Annotated in this window: 17 protein-coding genes; 5 read left to right on the forward strand and 12 right to left on the reverse strand. The window is 64.3% G+C overall.

Features of this window, described 5'->3' with window-relative positions:
- Positions 1 to 56: 56 nt before the first annotated feature.
- Positions 57 to 1433, forward strand: a complete 1377-nt coding sequence (locus tag CKW35_RS14385) for a glutamine synthetase family protein (RefSeq protein WP_016489728.1) — start codon at positions 57 to 59, stop codon at positions 1431 to 1433.
- Between the two features lie 136 nt (positions 1434 to 1569).
- Here CKW35_RS14385 and argA read toward each other — a convergent pair whose 3' ends face one another.
- On the reverse strand, positions 1570 to 2868 hold the full coding sequence (gene argA, locus CKW35_RS14390) for an amino-acid N-acetyltransferase (protein ID WP_016489729.1): 1299 nt from the start codon (positions 2866 to 2868) through the stop codon (positions 1570 to 1572).
- A gap of 124 nt (positions 2869 to 2992) precedes the next feature.
- Positions 2993 to 4135, reverse strand: coding sequence for an acetylornithine deacetylase (argE, locus tag CKW35_RS14395; RefSeq protein ID WP_016489730.1), 1143 nt, complete (start codon positions 4133 to 4135; stop codon positions 2993 to 2995).
- Between the two features lie 115 nt (positions 4136 to 4250).
- On the opposite strand from argE, the gene CKW35_RS14400 reads away from it, so the two are divergent.
- On the forward strand, positions 4251 to 5618 hold the full coding sequence (locus CKW35_RS14400) for a CYTH domain-containing protein (RefSeq protein ID WP_024718089.1): 1368 nt from the start codon (positions 4251 to 4253) through the stop codon (positions 5616 to 5618).
- Between the two features lie 43 nt (positions 5619 to 5661).
- On the opposite strand, the gene CKW35_RS14405 is transcribed toward CKW35_RS14400, so the two are convergent.
- On the reverse strand, positions 5662 to 6132 hold the full coding sequence (locus CKW35_RS14405; protein ID WP_003253717.1) for an Lrp/AsnC family transcriptional regulator: 471 nt from the start codon (positions 6130 to 6132) through the stop codon (positions 5662 to 5664).
- A gap of 126 nt (positions 6133 to 6258) precedes the next feature.
- Between CKW35_RS14405 and CKW35_RS14410 the strand changes: the two genes are divergently transcribed.
- The 3 genes from CKW35_RS14410 (at position 6259) to CKW35_RS14420 (ending at position 8762) form a co-directional block, all read left to right on the forward strand.
- Entirely contained in the window at positions 6259 to 6564 is a 306-nt protein-coding gene (locus tag CKW35_RS14410) for a hypothetical protein (RefSeq protein WP_016489732.1), read from the forward strand.
- A 121-nt stretch (positions 6565 to 6685) separates the two neighbouring features.
- A complete protein-coding gene (locus CKW35_RS14415; RefSeq protein ID WP_060516825.1) occupies positions 6686 to 8359 on the forward strand; it encodes a GspE/PulE family protein in 1674 nt (557 codons plus the stop codon).
- 88 nt (positions 8360 to 8447) lie between these two features.
- Complete coding sequence (locus CKW35_RS14420) at positions 8448 to 8762, forward strand: DUF2388 domain-containing protein (RefSeq protein ID WP_024718088.1); 315 nt, start codon at positions 8448 to 8450, stop codon at positions 8760 to 8762.
- Positions 8763 to 8872: 110 nt separating this feature from the next.
- On the opposite strand, the gene gcvP is transcribed toward CKW35_RS14420, so the two are convergent.
- From gcvP to pepP, 9 genes are all read right to left on the reverse strand, one after another.
- Positions 8873 to 11746, reverse strand: a complete 2874-nt coding sequence (gcvP, locus tag CKW35_RS14425; RefSeq protein WP_095116197.1) for an aminomethyl-transferring glycine dehydrogenase — start codon at positions 11744 to 11746, stop codon at positions 8873 to 8875.
- A 129-nt stretch (positions 11747 to 11875) separates the two neighbouring features.
- Complete coding sequence (gene gcvH, locus CKW35_RS14430; protein WP_016489736.1) at positions 11876 to 12259, reverse strand: glycine cleavage system protein GcvH; 384 nt, start codon at positions 12257 to 12259, stop codon at positions 11876 to 11878.
- A 51-nt stretch (positions 12260 to 12310) separates the two neighbouring features.
- Positions 12311 to 13393, reverse strand: a complete 1083-nt coding sequence (gcvT, locus tag CKW35_RS14435) for a glycine cleavage system aminomethyltransferase GcvT (protein ID WP_016489737.1) — start codon at positions 13391 to 13393, stop codon at positions 12311 to 12313.
- 123 nt (positions 13394 to 13516) lie between these two features.
- A complete protein-coding gene (locus CKW35_RS14440) occupies positions 13517 to 15139 on the reverse strand; it encodes an iron ABC transporter permease (protein WP_060516832.1) in 1623 nt (540 codons plus the stop codon).
- 162 nt (positions 15140 to 15301) lie between these two features.
- Positions 15302 to 16303 (reverse strand): extracellular solute-binding protein, encoded by a 1002-nt coding sequence (locus CKW35_RS14445; protein ID WP_016489739.1) that lies wholly within the window; start codon positions 16301 to 16303, stop codon positions 15302 to 15304.
- Between the two features lie 120 nt (positions 16304 to 16423).
- A complete protein-coding gene (locus CKW35_RS14450; RefSeq protein ID WP_016489740.1) occupies positions 16424 to 17647 on the reverse strand; it encodes a 2-octaprenyl-3-methyl-6-methoxy-1,4-benzoquinol hydroxylase in 1224 nt (407 codons plus the stop codon).
- A gap of 3 nt (positions 17648 to 17650) precedes the next feature.
- The gene (locus CKW35_RS14455; protein WP_016489741.1) at positions 17651 to 18133 is read right to left on the reverse strand and encodes a DUF4442 domain-containing protein; all 483 of its coding nucleotides are present in this window, start codon (positions 18131 to 18133) and stop codon (positions 17651 to 17653) included.
- Positions 18130 to 19329, reverse strand: coding sequence for a 2-octaprenyl-6-methoxyphenyl hydroxylase (ubiH, locus tag CKW35_RS14460; protein WP_095116199.1), 1200 nt, complete (start codon positions 19327 to 19329; stop codon positions 18130 to 18132). The genes CKW35_RS14455 and ubiH overlap by 4 nt, the downstream gene beginning before the upstream one ends.
- Complete coding sequence (gene pepP, locus CKW35_RS14465) at positions 19326 to 20660, reverse strand: Xaa-Pro aminopeptidase (protein WP_095116201.1); 1335 nt, start codon at positions 20658 to 20660, stop codon at positions 19326 to 19328. Before pepP ends, ubiH begins: the two co-directional genes overlap by 4 nt.
- Positions 20661 to 20680: the final 20 nt, after the last annotated feature.

Here is a 20680-nt window from a genome sequence, read left to right on the forward strand (position 1 = left end):
GACTGGTCCTGCAAGCCCCCCTTGATTGATATTTTTAACAACAAAGGTGTTGCATCATGTCGGTACCCCCGCGTGCCGTTCAGCTTAACGAAGCGAACGCGTTCCTTAAGGAACATCCTGAGGTTCTCTACGTTGACCTTCTGATTGCAGATATGAATGGTGTGGTGCGCGGCAAGCGCATTGAGCGCACCAGCCTCCACAAGGTTTACGAGAAAGGCATCAACCTGCCGGCCTCCCTCTTCGCCCTGGACATCAACGGTTCCACCGTCGAAAGTACCGGGCTTGGCCTGGACATTGGCGATGCTGACCGCATCTGCTACCCGATCCCCGACACGCTCTGTAACGAGCCGTGGCAAAAGCGCCCCACTGCCCAACTGCTGATGACCATGCACGAGATCGAAGGCGAGCCGTTCTTCGCCGACCCTCGTGAAGTGCTGCGTCAGGTGGTGAGCAAGTTCGACGAGATGGGCCTCACCATTTGCGCTGCATTCGAACTGGAGTTCTACCTGATCGACCAGGAGAACGTGAACGGCCGCCCGCAGCCGCCGCGCTCGCCAATTTCGGGCAAACGCCCGCAGTCGACCCAGGTGTACCTGATCGACGACCTCGACGAATATGCCGACTGCCTGCAGGACATCCTCGAAGGCGCGAAAGAACAAGGCATCCCGGCCGACGCCATCGTCAAGGAAAGCGCCCCGGCGCAGTTCGAAGTCAACCTGCACCACGTCCCCGACCCGCTCAAGGCCTGTGACTACGCAGTACTGCTCAAGCGGTTGATCAAGAACATTGCGTACGACCATGAAATGGATACCACCTTCATGGCCAAGCCCTACCCGGGCCAGGCAGGCAACGGCCTGCATGTACACATTTCCGTGCTGGACAAAGATGGCCACAACATCTTCACCAGCGAGGATCCCGAGCAGAACGCCGCGCTACGTCACGCTGTCGGCGGTGTGCTCGAGACCCTGCCCGCGTCCATGGCGTTCCTTTGCCCGAACGTCAACTCGTACCGCCGCTTTGGCGCGCAGTTCTATGTTCCGAACGCGCCAAGCTGGGGCCTGGACAACCGCACCGTAGCGCTGCGGGTGCCAACAGGCTCGGCAGATGCCGTGCGCCTCGAGCACCGGGTCGCCGGCGCCGACGCCAACCCGTACCTGATGATGGCGGCCGTGCTGGCAGGCGTGCACCACGGCCTGACCAACAAGATCGAGCCGGGCAAGCCAATCGAAGGCAACTCGTACGAGCAGCTGGAGCAGAGCCTGCCGAACAACCTGCGCGATGCCTTGCGCGAGCTGGACGACAGCGAGATCCTCAACAAGTACATCGATCCGAAGTACATCGACATCTTCGTCGCGTGCAAGGAAAGCGAGCTGGAGGAGTTCGAGCACTCGATCTCCGACCTCGAGTACAACTGGTACCTGCATACCGTGTAAACAAAAACGCCGCCCCTCAAGGGCGGCGTTCTTGTTTGAGACCGGTGTCGCCCGCTTCCGCAGGTAAGCCACAAGCTTCAGCACTGGAGATTACCCTGTGGGAGCGGGCTTGTCCCGCGAAGAGGCCTGTACAGGCTTAAAGCGGTTTCTCGAAAATCTTCGAATTGCGCTGGTAGTTGTACAGCGAAGCCCGCGCCGATGGCAGCCGCTCCACACCGCTGGGTGCAAAACCGCGCTCACGGAACCAGTGCGCCGTACGCGTCGTCAGCACGAACAGGGTATTCAACCCCATCTGCCGCGCCCGGCTCTCGATGCGCTCCAGCAATTCATCTCCGCGCCCGCCGTGGCGGTATTCCGGGTTCACCGCCAGGCATGCCAGCTCTCCTGCTTCGGATTCGGCAATCGGGTACAACGCCGCACAGGCGATGATCATGCCCTCGCGCTCGACCACGCTGAACTGCTCGATCTCCCGCTCCAGCACTTCACGCGAGCGGCGCACCAGAATGCCCTGCTCTTCCAGCGGGCTGATCAGTTCCAGCAAGCCGCCCACATCCTCGATGGTTGCCTCGCGCACCACTTCGAACTGCTCCTGCGACACGAGCGTACCGCCACCACCCCGGGTGAACAGTTCGGTCAGCAGTGCGCCGTCCTCGGCATAACTGACAATGTGGCTGCGCGCCACGCCGCCCTTGCAGGCCTCGGCGGCGGCGTCCAACAGTTCGCCCTGGTAGTCGCTGCCCAGACGCTGCAGGTGCGGGGCAACCTGCTGCGGGCGCAGTTCCCGCACCAGCTTGCCGTCGGCGTCCAGCAGGCCCGGCTCGGCGCCGAACAGCAGCAACTTGTCGGCCCCCAGTTCGATGGCGGCACGGGTGGCCACATCTTCACAGGCCAGGTTGAAGATTTCGCCGGTGGGCGAGTAGCCCAGCGGCGACAACAGCACGATGGAGCGCTCGTCGAGCAGGCGGCTGATGCCCTTGCGGTCGACCCGGCGCACTTCACCGGTGTGGTGGTAGTCCACCCCTTCGAGCACGCCGATCGGCCGTGCGGTAACCAGGTTGCCAGACGCCACCCGCAGGCGCGAGCCTTGCATCGGCGACGCGGCGATGTCCATCGACAGGCGTGCCTCGATGGCCAGGCGCAGGGCGCCAACGGCATCGATCACGCAGTCCAGGGTGGCGGCATCGGTGATACGCAGGCCATGGTGGTAGTGCGGGGTCAGCCCGCGCTCGGCCAATCGGCTTTCGATCTGCGGGCGCGAGCCATGCACCAGCACCAGGCGCACGCCAAGGCTGTGCAGCAACACCAGGTCGTGGACGATGTTGCCGAAATTAGGGTGTTCCACCCCATCGCCGGGGAGCATGACCACGAAGGTGCAGTCGCGATGGGCATTGATGTACGGGGAGGCATGACGCAGCCAGTTGACGTAGTCGGGCATGACAGGGCCTGTGGATAAGTGGACGGAGAACGGCGATACAAGGGGCGTTCAAGATCATCGTCGGAACAGGCTTGCGGTCACGCGCGGTCTCCTCTAGGCAGGAACGAATCAACTCGATTGACGTTTAGTGCAGGCAATAGTGCCGGATCAGGTCACGCAATAGACGCACGGTAGGCTCGATTCGTGACATTTCAAGGTATTCGCCGGGCTGGTGGGCACAGGCGATGTCGCCAGGGCCCAGCACGATGGTCTGGCAGCCCAGCTGCTGAAGATAAGGCGCTTCGGTGCCAAACGCCACCGCTTCGGCGCGATGGCCGGTCAGGCGTTCCGCCACTTGCACCAGCTCGGCATCGGCAGCCTGCTCGAACGGCGGCACCTCCGGGAACAGCGGTGCATAGTCGATGCGCACATCATGGCGCTCGGCCACGGGCACCAGCTTCTCGCGTATGGCTGCGCGCAGTTGCTCCACATCCATGCCCGGCAGCGGCCGCAGGTCGAATTCGAGCGCACACTGGCCGCAGATGCGGTTGGGGTTGTCGCCGCCGTGGATGCAGCCGAAGTTCAGGGTCGGGGTCGGCACGGTGAACTGCGGGTTGCGGTAGGTTTGCTGCCATTGCTGGCGCAAGCCCATCAGCTCGGCCATCACCGCGTGCATGGCCTCCAGGGCGCTGCGGCCCAGGCTTGGGTCCGACGAATGGCCGCTGCGCCCGAGGATGTCGATGCGGTCCATGAGAATGCCCTTGTGCATGCGGATCGGCCGCAGCCCGGTAGGCTCGCCGATGACCGCAGCACGGCCCAGGGGCTGGCCGGCCTCAGCCAGGGCGCGGGCACCGGACATGGAGCTTTCTTCGTCGCAGGTGGCGAGGATCAGCAGTGGCTGCTTGAAGTCGTGCTCCAACAGCGGGATGACGGCTTCGATGACCAAGGCGAAAAAACCCTTCATGTCACAGCTGCCCAGGCCGACCCAGCGGCCATCGACCTCGGTCAGCTTCAGCGGGTCGCTGGCCCACAGTTGTTCGTCATAGGGGACGGTATCGCTGTGCCCGGCCAGCACCAGGCCACCCGGGCCGCTGCCGCGGCTGGCCAGCAGGTTGAACTTGCCCGCAGTGACCTGCTGGATGTCGCATTTGAACCCCAGGTCGCCCAGCCACCCCGCCAGCAGGTCGATCACGTGGCGGTTGGACTGGTCCAGCGCAGGTTGGGTGCAACTGACCGAAGGCGCGGCGATCAAGGCGGCAAACTGGTCTTTCAGCGTCGGCAACGGCATGCACATACTCCTCGGAAGCGTTGCCCATCATAGGACTATCCGCTGTCTGGAATAAACCGTTGGTGGCTGACTGCTGTAGACTCTCCGCCAACCACGCCCCTCTTTCGAGTCTGTGATGCACAAAGAAACCGAACTGAAGCTCCGCGCCAGCCGCGAGACCCTTGCCGCCCTGCGCGAGCACCCTCTGCTGAAAAAGCGCAACAAGTCCGGCTGGCAGACCCGTGAACTGCTCAACCAGTACTTCGACACCCCCGAGCGTGAGCTGTCCGCCGCCCGTGTCGCCCTGCGCCTGCGCCGCGATGGCGATGCCGTCATCCAGACCCTCAAATGCCGCGGCACCAGCGTGGCCGGCCTGTCCGAGCGCAACGAGTACGAATGGAACCTGGACAAGGTCAAGCTCGACCTGAAGAAGCTGGACGCCACCTGCTGGCCCGAGCAACTGGCAGACCTGGACAAGAAAACCATCAAGCCGCTGTTCACTACCGACTTCAGCCGTGAATACGCCGAAATCGCCTGGGGCCGTGGCAAGAGCAAAGTGGTGATCGAAGCCGCGCTGGACCAGGGCTTCGTGATCGCCGGCAAGCGCAAGGAAGAGATCTGCGAGCTGGAGCTGGAACTGCGCGAAGGTGACCCGCAAGCACTGCTGGAGCTTGCCGCCGAGCTGGCCGCCAGCCTGCCGCTGATGCCCTGCGACATCAGCAAGGCCGAGCGTGGCTACCGCCTGCTGGAGCCGGACAGCTACGAGTTGGGCCTGCCGCACAGCGAGCTGGACGCCGAGATGGCCCTGGACGACGCTTACGCCGCATTGGCCTGGCAACTGCTGGGCAGCAGCCAGCGCCTGGCCGAGCAGTACCGCCACAACGGCCACTGGCGCCTGCTGCAGGACTGGGTCGAGTGCCTGAGCGAGCTGCGCGCCCTCACCGCCAGCCTTGGCCAGGCCGCGCCACGCGCGAGCACCCGTGACCTGCGCAGCAGCCTCGACGCCCTGCTGGAAGACTGGCGCCCGCTGGTGCAGGCCGGCAACGATGACGAAGACATCCGCCGCGCTGCCCCCGAGCAGTTCGCCGAAGAACTGGAAGACGTGCGCTGGGGCCAGTTCTCGCTGGAAACCTCGCGCTGGCTGCTGGCCCGTTCCTGGACCGTGGAGCGCAAAGGCCGTGGCGAACGCCAGGGCAAGGCGCAGCTGGCCAGCTGGCTGGCACACCTGCTGGGCGAAGAAGGCCGCGCGTTGAAGCTGCCGCTGTACACCCAGCGCCCAGAAGACCTGGCCGAGCAGCTGCCACGTATCGAGCAACTGCTGGCCTGGCTACACCATGCTCGCCAGGTGCTGGAAGCGCCGCAGATGGACCGCCTGTATGGCGACCTGAAGAAGCTGCACGAGCTGGCCGAACTGCCAATCAGTGATGAAGTGCTGGACGCACGTATCGAACAGGCTCGGGCAGTGGATCAGAGTCGCGGCTGGAAGCACCTGATCAAGGCTTGATACCGCGTCGCCATTTCGCGGCGGTTCGGCGCCGCGAATGGCCTCACCGCGACAGCGGCAGGCTGGTGGTGGACTTGATCTCGGACAGCGCCACAATAGAGTTCACTTCCTGGATACCCGGCACGTTCGACAGTTTTTCGAAGAAGAACCGTTCGTAGGCCTCGATATCCGACGTGACGATGCGCAGTAGAAAGTCCACTGCCCCCATCAGCACATAACACTCCAGCACCTCCGGAAACCCGCGGATCGCCTCGGTAAACTCGGTGAAGTTGGAGCGCCCGTGAGCATTGAGCTTCACCTCGGCGAAAATTTGCGTGTTCAGGCCGACTTTCTTGCGGTCCAGCAAGGTCACCTGCCCGCGAATCACCCCCTCTTCCTTCAAGCGCTGTATGCGCCGCCAGCACGGCGATTGCGACAGCCCCACGCGCTCGGCGATCTGCGCGCTGGACAGCGAAGCGTCCTCTTGCAGCAGTTCGAGAATGCGGCGGTCGTAGGCGTCCAGCTCACTATGCATTGTTCAATCTCCTGATTGGCATTATCTGAATTGATCAATTCATCAAATGGGCAAAATGATCAAATGATAGCGAAAAAATGCCGCGCCTGACGTGCAAGAATTTCTCCCACATTCGCGGAGACCAGCATGAACGCACAGCCCCGTACCGACGCTTGGGCCGCCAGCAACGCCCACAGCACCGTGCACTACCGCCTGCAAGCAGATGCCGAGCCCGACAGCCTGTGCCGCGTGCTCAACCTGTTTGCCCTGCAGTTCCTGACCCCGCACAGCGTGCACGTCAGCCAGCAGGATGACTGGCTGGACATCGAAGTCGGCATTGGCGGCCTGAGCTGGCACCGGGCCGAGGTGATTGCGCAAAAACTGCGTAACCTGGTGTGTGTGGGTGAAGTGAGCCTGACCAACATGCACCGGGTGGAGCTGGCGGTTGTATGAATATTTGCGGCGCTATCGCCGGCACAGAAATAGCAAATTCCTGAAACCCTTCACCTCCGATGCTCTTCCGCCGCCCGGCTAGCCTTGATCAGCACTTCCCCATCAGGCACGGACGCCAACCATGCACACCCCCGACAACCTGGAACTCGATCTGAAGCGCGTGCTTCAGGCCCTGCTCACCGATCAGTACCTACACGCCAACGACACCCTGCAAGTACTCGAACACGCCGCCGCACAGCCCGCCGGCCACCCGCTGGAACACATCGCCGCCTGCTGCCTGGAAGACCGCCGGCAACCAGGCCGGCTGCTGGACGTGGACTACCTCTGCCAATGGCTGGCCGGCAAGGTCGGTCAGCCCTACCTGCGTATCGACCCCCTGCAACTCGACCTGCCGCAAGTCGCCGGCCTGGTATCCCCTGCTTTTGCCCAGCGCCACGGCATCCTCATCGTCGCCGACGACCCCTCCGGCATCACCGTCGCCAGCGCCCAGCCCTACCAGAACGACTGGCAGGCAGACCTGGCCCGCAGCCTGGGTCGGCCGATCCGCCGCGTGCTGGCCAGCCCCACACAAATCCGCCAGGCAGGGCAGTCGTTTCACCACTTGGCCCAGTCGGTAAAGGGCGCGCAGCACCAGCAATCGTCCAGCCTGGGCGACCTCGAACAGTGGCTGGAACTGGGCATGCGCCAGACCGAAGCCAGCGCAGACGACGCACACATCGTGCATATCGTCGACTGGCTGCTGCAATACGCCATTGAGCAGCGCGCCAGCGATATCCACCTGGAGCCACGACGCGACCAGGGCCAGTTGCGCTACCGCATCGATGGCCTGCTGCACACCGTGTATGCCTTCCCCGCCGGGGTCACCCTGGCGCTGGTCAGCCGCCTGAAACACCTTGGCCGCATGGACGTAGCAGAAAAGCGTCGGCCCCAGGACGGCCGCCTGCAAAGCCGGCTACCGGGTGGTGGTGAAGTGGAACTACGGCTGTCGACGCTGCCGACCCCGTTCGGCGAAAAGCTGGTACTGCGCGTGTTCGACCCACACCAACTGCACGAGGGCTTCGACCACCTCGGCCTGGAGGGGCCGCAGCTGGCGCAGTGGCAAAGCCTGCTGCGCCAGCGCCAGGGCATCATCCTGGTCACCGGCCCCACCGGTTCCGGCAAGACCAGCACGCTGTACACCAGCCTCACACTGCTGGCCACGCCGCAGGTAAACGTGTGCACCATCGAAGACCCGATCGAACGCCTGGAACCGGCCTTCAACCAGCTACAGGTGCAGCCCGCGCTGGACCTGGGTTTTGCCAGCGCCGTGCGGGCCATGCTGCGCCAGGACCCGGACATCATCATGATCGGCGAAATCCGCGACCGCGAAACGGCCCTGGTGGCGGTACAGGCGGCCCTGACCGGGCACCTGGTCCTGTCGACCCTGCATACCAACGACGCCTGCGCGGCAATCACGCGCCTGCAAGAGCTGGGTGTGGCCGACTACCTGATCAAGGCCACACTGGTCGGGGTCATGGCCCAGCGCCTGGTGCGTACGTTGTGCCCGGACTGTGGAGCGAATCCTTCAGACACCTGCCGGACCTGCCGAGGCACCGGTTTTCATGGGCGCACGGGGTTGTTCGAACTGCTGCAGCCCAGTGAGAGCCTGCGTGCTTTGATTGGCCCGAACACCGATCTGACCCATTTACGGCGTCAGGCGCTGGCCGATGGCCTGGTTGACCTGCGCCGTTGCGGCGAGGCCAAAGTGGCTAGCGGGCAGACCCGTACCGAGGAAGTACTGCGTGTCTGCAACTGACGAAAAGTCCTTTGTATTCAAGGAACTTGCCCTGGCAGAAAAGATCAAATCGCGCATCTTTAACCCTCACCCTTCGAGGTGTTTCAACATGCGTCTCAAAACCGCCATCGCTGCCGCTGCCTTGCTTTCGCTGCCCATTGGCTCGGCCATGGCCGATACCTTCTGGCGTAACGTGATGACTTCCGGTGCAACCACTGGATCGAGCTACCTGACCTCGCGGGATCACAAACTGGTAGTAGCCGCGCAGGATGACGCCAGCAGCTTCGTCGCCAGCGAAGGCGCAATCCGCGGGCCGTTCCTGGAAGCGGCCATGCGCCAGGCACGGGCAGAGCACCCAGGGATGCAAGCTTCCGACATGGAGCTGGCCAATGCCATCCTGGCCAAGAATGCAGTAGCCGAGTAACCGCGTCGCCTGCTTCGCGGGCCTGCCCGCTCCCACAGGGACCGCACAAGGCTGAATCTGGTGCAATTCCTGTGGGAGCGGGCAAGCCCGCGAAAAACCCAGCACTAATCTCAGCGGTAAGCCTCCACCGGCACACACGCGCAGAACAGGTTTCTGTCCCCATACACGTTGTCCACCCGGTTCACCGCCGGCCAGTACTTGTGCTGGCGCACGTGCGCACTGGGTGCCACCGCCTGCTCCAGGCTATACGGCCTGTCCCACACCCCCAGTACATCAGCCAGGGTATGCGGCGCATGCTTGAGGGGGTTGTTCTCCGCCGGCCAGTTGCCGTCCTGCACCTCGCCAATCTCTGCACGAATCGCCAGCATCGCCTCGACAAACCGGTCCAGCTCGGCTTTGGACTCACTTTCGGTCGGCTCCACCATCAGCGTGCCCGGCACCGGGAATGACATGGTCGGGGCGTGGAAACCATAGTCCATCAAACGCTTGGCCACGTCCTCCTCGCTGATGCCCGTCTGTGCTTTCAACGGCCGCAAGTCGAAGATGCACTCATGCGCCACCCGCTGGTTGCGCCCGCGGTAGAGCACCGGGAAGGCGCCGCCCAACTGGCTGGCCAGGTAGTTGGCCGACAGGATTGCCACCTCGCTGGCATCGGCCAGCTGCGGCCCCATCATGGCAATGTACATCCAGCTGATCGGCAGGATGCTCGCGCTGCCCCAGGGTGCGGCGCTGACCGCGCTGTTGTTCGGGTCCAGGCCGGGCACAGGTACCACCGGGTGGCTGGCAACGAACGGCGTGAGGTGCGCGCGGATGCCAATCGGCCCCATGCCCGGGCCACCACCGCCGTGAGGGATGCAGAAAGTCTTGTGCAGGTTCATGTGCGAAACATCGGCCCCCATGTCGGCCGGCCGCGCCAGGCCCACCTGGGCATTGAGGTTGGCGCCATCCATGTACACCTGGCCGCCGTGCTGATGGACCACTTCGCAGATTTCGCGGATGCCCTCTTCGTACACACCGTGGGTGGACGGATAGGTGACCATCAGGCACGACAAGCGCTCCCCGGCCGCGTGGGCTTTGGCCTTGAGATCGTTCAAGTCGACGTTGCCGTGGTCGTCGCAATCCACGATCACCACCTCCATGCCCGCCATTTGCGCCGACGCCGGGTTGGTGCCGTGGGCTGACGAGGGAATCAGGCACAGCGTGCGCTGGGGCTGGTGGCGGCTGCGATGGTAGCGGGTGATGGCCATCAGGCCTGCGTACTCGCCCTGGGCACCGGAGTTGGGCTGCATGCAGATGGCGTCGAAGCCGGTGATTGCGCACAGCCAGCTTTCCAGTTCGTCGATCATCGCCTTGTAACCCGTGGCCTGGGCCGCCGGCGCAAAGGGGTGCATCTGGGCAAAGCCGGGCCAGGTGATGGGGATCATTTCACTGGTGGCGTTGAGTTTCATGGTGCACGAGCCCAGCGGGATCATCGACTGGTTCAGGGCCAGGTCCTTGTTCTCCAGCTGCTTGAGGTAGCGCAGCATCTCGGTTTCGCTGTGGTGCAGGTTGAACACCGGGTGAGCGAGAAACGGCGTGCGCCGCACCAGCCCGGCCGGGATGCCTTGGGGCAGGGCCAGCTGATCGAGGGCAGCGATCTCCAGCCCGTGGTCCACACCCAGGAAGATATCGAACAGGCGCAGCACCGTGTGCTCGTCACAGGTTTCGTCCAGGCTCACGCCCAGGTGCCCGCGCCCAAGAATGCGCACGTTGATGTGCGCGGCTTCGGCGCTTTCGATGATGGCCGCCTGGGTGCCGCCGACATCCAGGGTAAGGGTGTCGAAGAAATGCCGGTTGAGCCGCTGGATGCCTTTGGCTTCAAGGCCAGCAGCCAGGATGACGGTCAGCCGGTGCACACGCTGGGCGATGCGCTGCAGGCCTTCAGGGCCGTGATACACCGCGTAGAAGCCGGCAATGTTGGCCAATAGCACCTGGGCCGTGCAGATGTTGGAGTTGGCCTTCTCGCGGCGGATATGCTGCTCGCGGGTTTGCAGGGCCATGCGCAGCGCAGTGTTGCCACGGGCATCGCGCGACACGCCAATGATGCGCCCCGGCATGGCACGCTTGTAGTCGTCGCGGCAGGCGAAATAGGCCGCGTGGGGGCCGCCGTAGCCCATCGGCACACCAAAGCGCTGGGTCGAACCCAGTACCACATCGGCCCCCAGCTCGCCGGGGGGCGTCAGCACCACCAGGCTGAGCAGGTCGGCAGCCACGCAGGCCAGTGCCTGCTGGCTGTGCAACTGGTCGATCAGCGGGCGCAGGTCACGCACCTCGCCGTGGGTGTCGGGATACTGCAGCAAAGCGCCAAATACCGCGTGATTGCCAAGGTTATCCACAGCGTCGACGATCAATTCGAAGCCAAAGCCCTCGGCGCGGGTCTTGAGTACCGACAGCGTCTGCGGGTGGCAGTGCTCGTCAGCAAAGAAGGCATTGCTCTTGTTGCGCGCCATCCGCTTGGCCAGGGCCATGGCCTCGGCGGCGGCGGTGGCTTCATCGAGCAGCGAGGCATTGGCCAGCGCCAGCCCGGTGAGGTCGATGACCATTTGCTGGAAGTTCAGCAGCGCCTCCAGGCGGCCTTGGGCGATTTCGGGTTGATACGGCGTATAGGCGGTGTACCAGCCGGGGTTTTCCAGCACATTGCGCAGGATGACCGTGGGGGTGATGGTGCCGTGGTAGCCCATGCCGATCAGGCTGGTCCAGACCTGGTTCTGTGCGGCGTAGCCGGCGAGTTTGGCCAGCGCGGCCTGCTCATCCAGCGCCGCTGGCAGGTCAAGTGGGCGATTGAGGCGGATGCCTGGCGGTACGGTCTGCTCGATCAGCTCGCTGCGGCTGGCGACACCCAGCACGTTGAGCATGGCCTGCTGTTCTGCGCCATCGGGGCCCAGGTGGCGATGCAGGAAAGGGTTGAGCTCTTGCAGTTGATGCAGGGATGGCGACTGGGACATGACGACGCTCTCTTCCTAGACCAGGTCTCATGGAGACTTACAAGTCTAGGAAGGGATTGCCGATTCTGCGGGGAAACTTGCTTTGGCCTGGCGAAAGCCGGGGGCGCGTTGCGCCCCAAGATCTATCAGTTACTCGCCGATGGCAGCTGCATAGCCGGCAGCATCCAGCAGCTTTTCCAGCTCGGCCGGGTTGCTTGGCTTCAGTTTGAAGATCCACGCTGTGTAGGGTTCTTCGTTGAGCTGCTCCGGGCTATCGGCCAGTTCTTCGTTGACTGCGATCACTTCGCCGCCGATCGGGGCGTAAATGTCCGAAGCGGCCTTGACCGACTCGACCACACCGGCAGCGTCGCCAGCGGCGAATACCTTGCCGACTTCGGCCAGCTCGACGAATACCACGTCACCCAGGGCTTGCTGGGCGTGGTCACTGATACCCACGGTCACGCTGCCGTCGGCTTCCAGGCGCGCCCACTCGTGGCTTTCGGCAAAACGCAGGTCGGCGGGGATATTGCTCATGTCTTGAATTCCTCGATTGGCTCAGCGGTACGCCCGCCGGTTGATAAATGTTCAGATCAGGATCTTGCCGTGGCGCACGAAGGTCGGTTTGACCACTCGCACCGGGTACCATTTGCCGCGGATTTCCACCTCGGCGCGGTCACCGGTGGCCATGGGTACGCGCGCAAGGGCAATGGACTTGCTCAGCGTAGGAGAGAAACTACCACTGGTGATCTCCCCTTCGCCAATCCCGGCCACACGCACCACCTGGTGGGCACGCAGCACGCCGCGCTCTTCCAGCACCAGGCCGACCAGCTTTTCCTGCACACCCTGTTCGATTTCCGTCAGCAGGCCGGCGCGGCCGATGAAGTCACGCTCGGCTGGCTCCCAGGCGATGCTCCAGCCCAGGTTGGAGGTCAGCGGGGTATGGGCTTCGTCGATGTCCTGGCCGTACAGGTTCATGCCGGCTTCCAGGCGCAGAGTATCGCGGGCACCCAGGCCACTGGGGGCGATGCCGGCGCCGACTAAATCATTGAAGAATGCCACCGCCTGATCGCCCGGGAAGATGATCTCCAGGCCGTCCTCACCGGTATACCCGGTGCGGGCAATGAACCAGTCACCGTCGGCGACACCTTCGAACGGTCGCAGATCGCGAATCAGCGCCGCACGCGCCTGGCTGAGCAGTGCTGCGACCTTTTCGCGGGCACGTGGGCCCTGGATGGCGAGAATGGCCAGGTCGGGGCGGACCTGGAATTTCACAGTAAAACCGGCCCGCTGGCGTTCTAGCCAATCGAGCACTCTCGCCCGGGTAGCGGCGTTGGTGACCAGGCGGTAGCCGGTTTCCGTGCGGTAGACGATCAAGTCGTCGATCACCCCGCCCTGCTCCTGGAGCAGCGGGCTGTACAGCGCCTTGCCGGTAGCCTTGAGGCGGGCCACGTCGTTGGCCAGCAAACGTTGCAGCCAGGCAGTTGCGTCGCTGCCATCGACATCGATCACGGTCATGTGGGAAACATCGAAAACCCCGCAATCGCTGCGCACCTGGTGGTGCTCCTCGACCTGCGAGCCATAGTGCAGGGGCATGTCCCAGCCACCGAAATCGACCGTTTTGGCGCCAAGCGCCAGGTGCAGGTCATACAAAAGCGTGCGCTGTCCCATGGGTTTCTCCTTCCGGGCGTGGCGAAGCGGCGGCGGTCGATGACGTTTGATCGTCAGCTCTTCTTGTAGGACCCACCGCGCGAATGCCGCGCATTGTAGCCGCAAGGACGCAGGCTGACACCCTCAGCGACTGTGACCGGGCCGATGTGCCGAACGGCGGATCAGGCCGATGACCGGCAGCAGGCCCACCAGTACCAGCGTCAATGCGGGCAGCGAGGCACGCGCCCATTCGCCCTCGCTGGTCATCTCGAACACCCGTACCGCCAAGGTGTCCCAGCCGAACGGTCGCATCAGCAAGGTGGCCGGCATCTCCTTGAGCACATCGACGAACACCAGCAGGGCGGCGCTGAGGGCACCGGGCACCAGCAGCGGCAGATACACCTTGAAAAACAATCTGGGCCCACCCACGCCCAGGCTACGGGAGGCCTCGGGCAGTGACGGGCGGATACGCTCCAGGCTGCTTTCCAGCGGCCCGTAGGCCACGGCGATGAAACGCACCAGGTAGGCCAGCAGCAGGGCGGCCAGGCTGCCCAGCAACAGCGGCTTGCCTGCCCCGCCCAGCCAGCTGGACAGCGGAATCACCAAGTGGTTGTCGAGGTAACTGAACGCCAGCATGATCGACACTGCCAGCACCGAGCCGGGCAAGGCATAGCCCAGATTGGCCAGGCCGACCCCGGCGCGGATACCCCCCGTCGGCGCCTGGCGCCGGGCAAAGGCCAGCACCAGCGCCACGCTCACCGTGACCAGTGCCGCCATGCTGCCCAGGTACAGGGTGTGCAACACCAGGCCGACATAGCGCTCGTCCAGGTCATGCCGGCCGCGTTGCCAGAACCACGCCAGCAGCTGCAGCAGCGGGATGACGAAGGCGCAGGCAAACACCAGCAGGCACCAGCCGCTGGCCAGCAGCGCCTTGACCCCGCGCAGGTGGTACAGCGCCTGCGCCCGCGGCCGCTCGTTGCCGCTGCGGCTGGCCCCACGGGCACGGCGCTCGCCGTACAGCACCAGCATCACTGCCAGCAACAACAGGCTGGCCAGCTGGGCGGCGCTGGACAGGCTGAAGAAGCCGTACCAGGTCTTGTAGATGGCGGTGGTGAAGGTGTCGAAATTGAACACGGCCACCGCGCCGAAGTCGGCCAGGGTTTCCATCAAGGCCAGGGCAATGCCGGCACCGATGGCCGGCCGTGCCATCGGCAAGGCCACACGCCAGAAAGCCTGCAGGGGCGATAGCCCGAGTACGCGCGCCGCTTCCATCAGGCCTTTGCCCTGGGCCAGGAAGGCCGTGCGCGCCAGCAGATAGACATAGGGGTAGAACACCAGCACCAGCACGATGATCACCCCGCCGGTGGAGCGCACCCGCGGCAGGCGCATCGGCCCGAACACCTCACGCAGGGCGCTTTGCACCGGGCCGGCGAAGTCCAGCAGGCCGACGAAGACGAACGCCAGCACATAGGCCGGGATGGCGAACGGCAGCATCAGCGCCCAGTCCAGCCAGCGCCGGCCGGGGAACTCGCAGAGGCTGGTGAGCCAGGCGAGGCTGACGCCCAGTACAGTGACGCCGATACCCACGCCCACCACCAGCGTCAGGGTATTGCCCAACAGGCGGTTCATCTGGGTGTCGAGCAGGTGCGACCAGATCTGCATATCGATCGACTGCCAGGACAACAGCAGGACGCTCAAGGGCAGCAGCACGAGGGCGGCGATCAGGGAGACCGGGAGGTACCAGCGGCGTTGGGGGGTGTGGGGCAAGGCTTGATTCTCGGTTGCGATGGCGACCGCTGCGCGGTCGTTCGCGGGACAAGCCCGCTCCCACAGGGACTGCACAAGGCATCGGTCCTGTGAAGGTACTGTGGGAGCGGGCTTGTCCCGCGAAGGGGCCTCTGAAGGCCCCGGAAGGATACGGCCTGGCGCTTAGTTGTAGCCAGCGCGATCCATCAAACGAATGGCTTCGGCCTGGCGCTTGCCGGCAATTTCCACCGGAATGCTGTCAGCCTTGAAGCTGCCCCATGCCGCCACTTCCTCGGAAGGCTTGACCTTCGGGTTGGCCGGGAACTCCTGGTTGATGTCGGCGAACAGCTTTTGCGCGTCTTCACCTGTCATCCACTCCACCAGCTTTTTCGCCGCTTCCGGGTGTGGCGCATGCTTGGTCAGGCCAATACCCGACAGGTTGACGTGCACGCCACGGTCACCCTGGTTGGGCCAGAAGATCTTCACCGGCAGGTTCGGGTTTTGCTTGTGCAGGCGGCCGTAGTAATAGGTGTTGACCACGCCCACGTCACACTGGCCGGCCTCGATGGCCTGGATTACCGCGTTGTCGTCGGAGAACACGTCGGTGGACAGGTTGTTGACCCAGCCTTTGACGATTTGCTCCGTTTTCGCCTCGCCATGTGTCTCGATCAGGGTGGCGGTGAGCGACTGGTTGTACACCTTCTTTGCCGTGCGCAGGCACAGGCGGCCTTCCCACTGTTTGTCGGCCAAGGCTTCGTAGGTGCTCAACTCCTCGGGCTTGACCCGCTCGGTGGAGTAGATGATGGTGCGGGCGCGCAGGCTCAGGCCCGTCCAGTCATGGGACGAGGCGCGGTACTGCGGCGGAATGTTCTGGTCGATGATGTCGGACTTGATCGGCTGCAGGATGCCCATCTGCTCGGCTTGCCACAGGTTGCCGGCATCGACGGTCAACAGCAGGTCGGCCACGCCGTTGTCGCCCTCGGCCTTGATGCGCTGCATCAGCGGGGCTTCCTTGTCGGTGATGAACTTGATCTTGACCCCGGTCTTGGCGGTGTAGGCATCGAACACCGGCTTGATCAGCTCGTCGATGCGCGAGGAGTACACCACCACTTCATCCGCCGCTTGGGCAGTGCCGCCGAACAGGGTCAGGGCCAGGGCGGCCAGTAGGGGCTTGCGTGGCAACATGGGAAGCACTCCTCGGATCGTTTGAGAGGTGCGAATGGTAGTGAATCCCATTTTCTGGCTCATCTACCTAGCAGTTACCGGATGTTGCAGAGCTTGCACCGCCCATTGCAGGAGCAACCCTCAGGCTTTGGCCAGATCCGGCAGATCACCACTCAAACCCAGCGCCTGGCGTACAAACAGCGCCTTGGCCTCCGGCATCTGCTCCACCAGTTTCAACCCGCTGTTACGCAACCAGCGCAACGGCAGCGGGTTGGCCTGGAACAAGCGCTCGAAGCCCTCCATTGCTGCCATCAGCGCCAGGTTGTGCGGCATGCGCCGCCGCTCGTAACGGCTCAACACCTTCACATCCGCCAGCCGCTCACCGCGCTCGCAAGCGTTGACCAGCACTTCGGCCAGTACTGCGGCATCGAGGAAGCCCAGGTTTACACCCTGCCCCGCCAGCGGGTGGATGGTGTGCGCAGCATCGCCGATCAAGGCCAGGCCTTCATCCACATAGCGCTTGGCGTGGCGCTGGCGCAGCGGCACGCATACCCGCGGGTCGGCCTGCAGCACCTCCCCCAGGCGCCCCTCGAAGGCCCGCTCCAGGGCCTGCAGGAAGGCAGCTTCATCCAGTGCCATCAGCTGCTCGGCATGCTCCGGGGTGGTCGACCATACAATCGAGCACCAGTCCTGCTGGCCATCACGGGTCAACGGCAGGAAAGCCAACGGCCCCTCATCGGTGAAACGCTGCCAGGCCGTGCCCTGGTGCCCGGCACTGCAACGCACACTGGTGACGATGGCATGGTGAAGGTAATCCCATTCGCGGGTTTCGCAGCCCGCCAAGCGCCGCACCGCTGATTGGGCACCGTCGGCGGCAACCACCAGCGGTGCACGCAGCTGCCGGCCATCGGCCAGGGTCAGCAACCACTCGTCTCCCGAGCGACGCAACTGCTCCATCCGCGCGTTGGGCAGCAGGCCGATGTCGCTGTCGTGCAGGCGCTCCAGCAGGCCATCCTGCACCACCCGGTTCTCGACGATATGGCCAAGCACGTGGGCGTGCACGCTGGCGGCCGAGAAATGAATCTGCCCAGTGCCGCTGCCGTCCCACACATGCATGTCCGAATACGGCGTGGCACGCCGCTGGGCAATGCCGTCCCACGCGCCAAGGCGCTCGAGGATGCGCTGGCTGGCCGCCGACAGCGCGCTGACACGTGGCTCGAAGGGTGCCTGGGCGTCGAAGGGCTTGACCGTCAGCGGGCCGCCATCGAGCAAGAGGATTTGCAAGCCACTGTGGCGCAACGCCAGGGCCAGTGCGCTGCCGACCATACCGGCACCGACAATCAACAGATCTGCGCGCGTTTCCATGCCTTACGCCAGCCTCGCTTGCGGCTTGAGCCGCACGTATAGGGTTTTATCGACCCGCGCCACCAGTTCGCCGGCACCATCGCGGATATCGACCTGCAATCGCGGCAGGCACTTCTTGCCGGTGGCGGTCTGCTGGCGAATGTCGTCCAGCAGCGCGTCATCAACGTGAAATTCGGCATACACCGGGCCTTTGCCCGGCGAGATGAAATCGATGCTGGCGGCCTTGTCCCAGACGATGTAGTCGCGGCCCAGTTGCTCGATCAGCAGCAACATGTAGAAAGGGTCGACCATCGAATACAGGCTGCCACCGAACTGGGTACCGACATAGTTGCGGTTCCAGCGGGTCAGCTTCATCGCCACTTTGACGCTGCGCAGGTCCGGGCTGATGGACTGCACGCGGATACCAGCACCCAGGTACGGCGGGTAGAGGTTCAGCATCCAGCGCAACATGCGTGCACGGCGTGCCAGTTTACGCGGGTTGCTCATGCCTGCCCTCGCGGATCGGGGCGGGTGCCAAGGCCCATGGCCTGGCGGGCGAACCAGCTTTTGGCCGGCGGCAACAGGTCGAGCCCCAGCAGGCCGAGGTTACGACCGGCGGCCAGCAACGGCTGATTGCTGCCAAACAGGCGGGTGACCTGGTCGGAAAAGCCAATGGTCATGGCCTGGTCCAGACGCTGGCGCTGGGCATAAGCCTGCAGCGTGGCCAGGTCGCCAGGCTGCTGCGGGCCGGCCAGCAACGCGTCGGCCAGCGACTGCACATCGCGCAGCGACAGGTTGAAGCCCTGGCCAGCGATGGGGTGCAGGCTGTGCGCGGCATTGCCCAGTACCACCAGGTGCGGCCGCACCTGTTCCTGGGCCTCGATCAGTGACAGGGGGTAAAGGTGCCGTGCGCCGACCTGGTGCAGCGTGCCCAGACGATAGCCAAACACGCCTTGCAGCTCGCGCAGGAAGCCGCGCTCGTCGATGTCGGCCAGGCGCCGCGCATCCATGCCCTGGCGTGTCCACACCAGTGCACAGCGGTTTTCCGGCAGCGGCAGCAGGGCCATGGGGCCTTCTTCGGTGAAGCGCTCGAACGCCTGGCCGCCGTGGGCCTCACCCGGGGTGATGTTGGCGATCAATGCGCTCTGCTGGTACGGCGTATGACGCACGTGAATACCCAACTGCTCGCGCAGCCCGGAACGGCCGCCGTCAGCCAGTACCGCCAGGTCGCATTCCAGCTGGGTGTCGTCATTCAACCCCAGGCGGTAACCGCCTTCGATCGCCTGCATCGAGGTCACTTCTGCCGGGCAGCGCCAGCTCACCACGTCGCTGTCCAGCCCTTGCCACAGGCATTGGCCAAGCCAGGCGTTTTCCACCACGTAGCCCAGCGCCGGCACTCCCTCTTCCTGGGCATCCAGGCGGGTGGCGCCGAAGCGGCCACGGTCAGACACGTGAATTTGCCGGATGGGCTCGGCACGCCGGCCAATGGCCTGCCAAAGGCCCTGCTGCTGGTAGATCTGCTGAGTACCGAACGACAACGCCGAAGAGCGCGCATCGTAGCTGGGCTGGAAGCTGTCGCCGGGTGCGAACGGCTCGATCAGGAGGATCTTCCAGCCGCGCGCCTTGGCCCCGGCCTGCAGGGTCAACGCCAGGCTTGCGCCCACCAGGCCACCGCCAATGATTGCCAGGTTCACGCGGCTCATGCGGCGTCCTTGCGGGCGGCCTGCATCAGCGCCTCGATCTCGGCAACCGTACGCGGCACGCCTGAAGTCAGGATTTCACAACCTTGCCTGGTCACCACCACGTCGTCCTCGATCCTTACACCAATGCCGCGCCATTTTTTGGCCACTGCCTGATTGTCGGCACCTATGTAGATGCCCGGCTCGACGGTCAGCGCCATGCCGGGTTCCAGCACACGCCATTCGCCGCCCACCTTGTACTCGCCCACATCGTGCACATCCATTCCCAGCCAATGGCCGGCACGGTGCATGTAGAAGGCGCGATAGGCCTCGCTGTCGATCAGCGCATGCACCTCGCCGGTGAGCAGGCCCAGCTCCACCAGACCTTCGGTAATGACCTTCACGGTCGCCTCGTGGGCGTGGTTCCAGTGCTTGCCCGGGGCGATTTCGGCAAACGCCGCGGCCTGTGCCTTGAGCACCAGCTCGTAAATGGCCTTCTGCTCGGGCGAAAAGCGCCCGCTGACCGGGAAGGTGCGGGTGATGTCGCTGGCGTAGCAGTCGATTTCGCAACCGGCGTCGATCAGCACCAGGTCGCCATCCTTGAGCAGGGCGTCATTCTGCTGATAGTGCAGGATGCAGCCATTGCGCCCGGCCGCGACAATCGAGCCGTAGGCAGGCATCTTCGCGCCGCCCTTGCGGAATTCGTAATCCAGTTCGGCTTCCAGGCTGTATTCGTGCAGCCCGGCCCGGCAGGCCTGCATGGCACGCACATGTGCCCGCGCCGAGATGGCTGCGGCAGCCCGCATCACCTTCACTTCCGCAGCCGATTTATACAGGCGCATGTCGTGCAGCAGATGATCCAGCGCAACGAACTCGTTCGGCGGCTGCGCGCCCAGGCGGGCCTTGGAGCGGATCACGTTGATCCAGTCCATCAGCCGCCGGTCGAACTCGGGGTTGCTGCCCATGGCGCTGTATACCCGCTCGCGGCCTTCGATCAGGCCCGGCAGGATCTCGTCGATGTCAGTGATGGGGAAGGCATCGTCGGCGCCGAAATCGCGCACTGCGCCTTCCTGACCGGCCCGAAGCCCGTCCCACAGCTCGCGCTCCGGGTTACGCTCACGGCAGAACAGCACGTACTCGCCATGCTCACGCCCCGGGATCAGCGCAATGACCGCCTCAGGCTCCGGAAAGCCGCTGAGGTACTGAAAGTCGCTGTCCTGGCGGTATACGTGCTCGACGTCGCGGTTGCGGATGGCAACTGCGGCGCCGGGCAGGATGGCGATGCTGTTGGGGACCATCTGCGCCATCAGCGCCTTGCGCCGGCGGGCATACTCGGCCTTGGGAATGTGGCTCATGGGCAGACTACCCCCGGTTG

Source organism: Pseudomonas sp. Irchel 3F3 (assembly GCF_900187545.1).
GTDB lineage: Bacteria > Pseudomonadota > Gammaproteobacteria > Pseudomonadales > Pseudomonadaceae > Aquipseudomonas > Aquipseudomonas fortuita.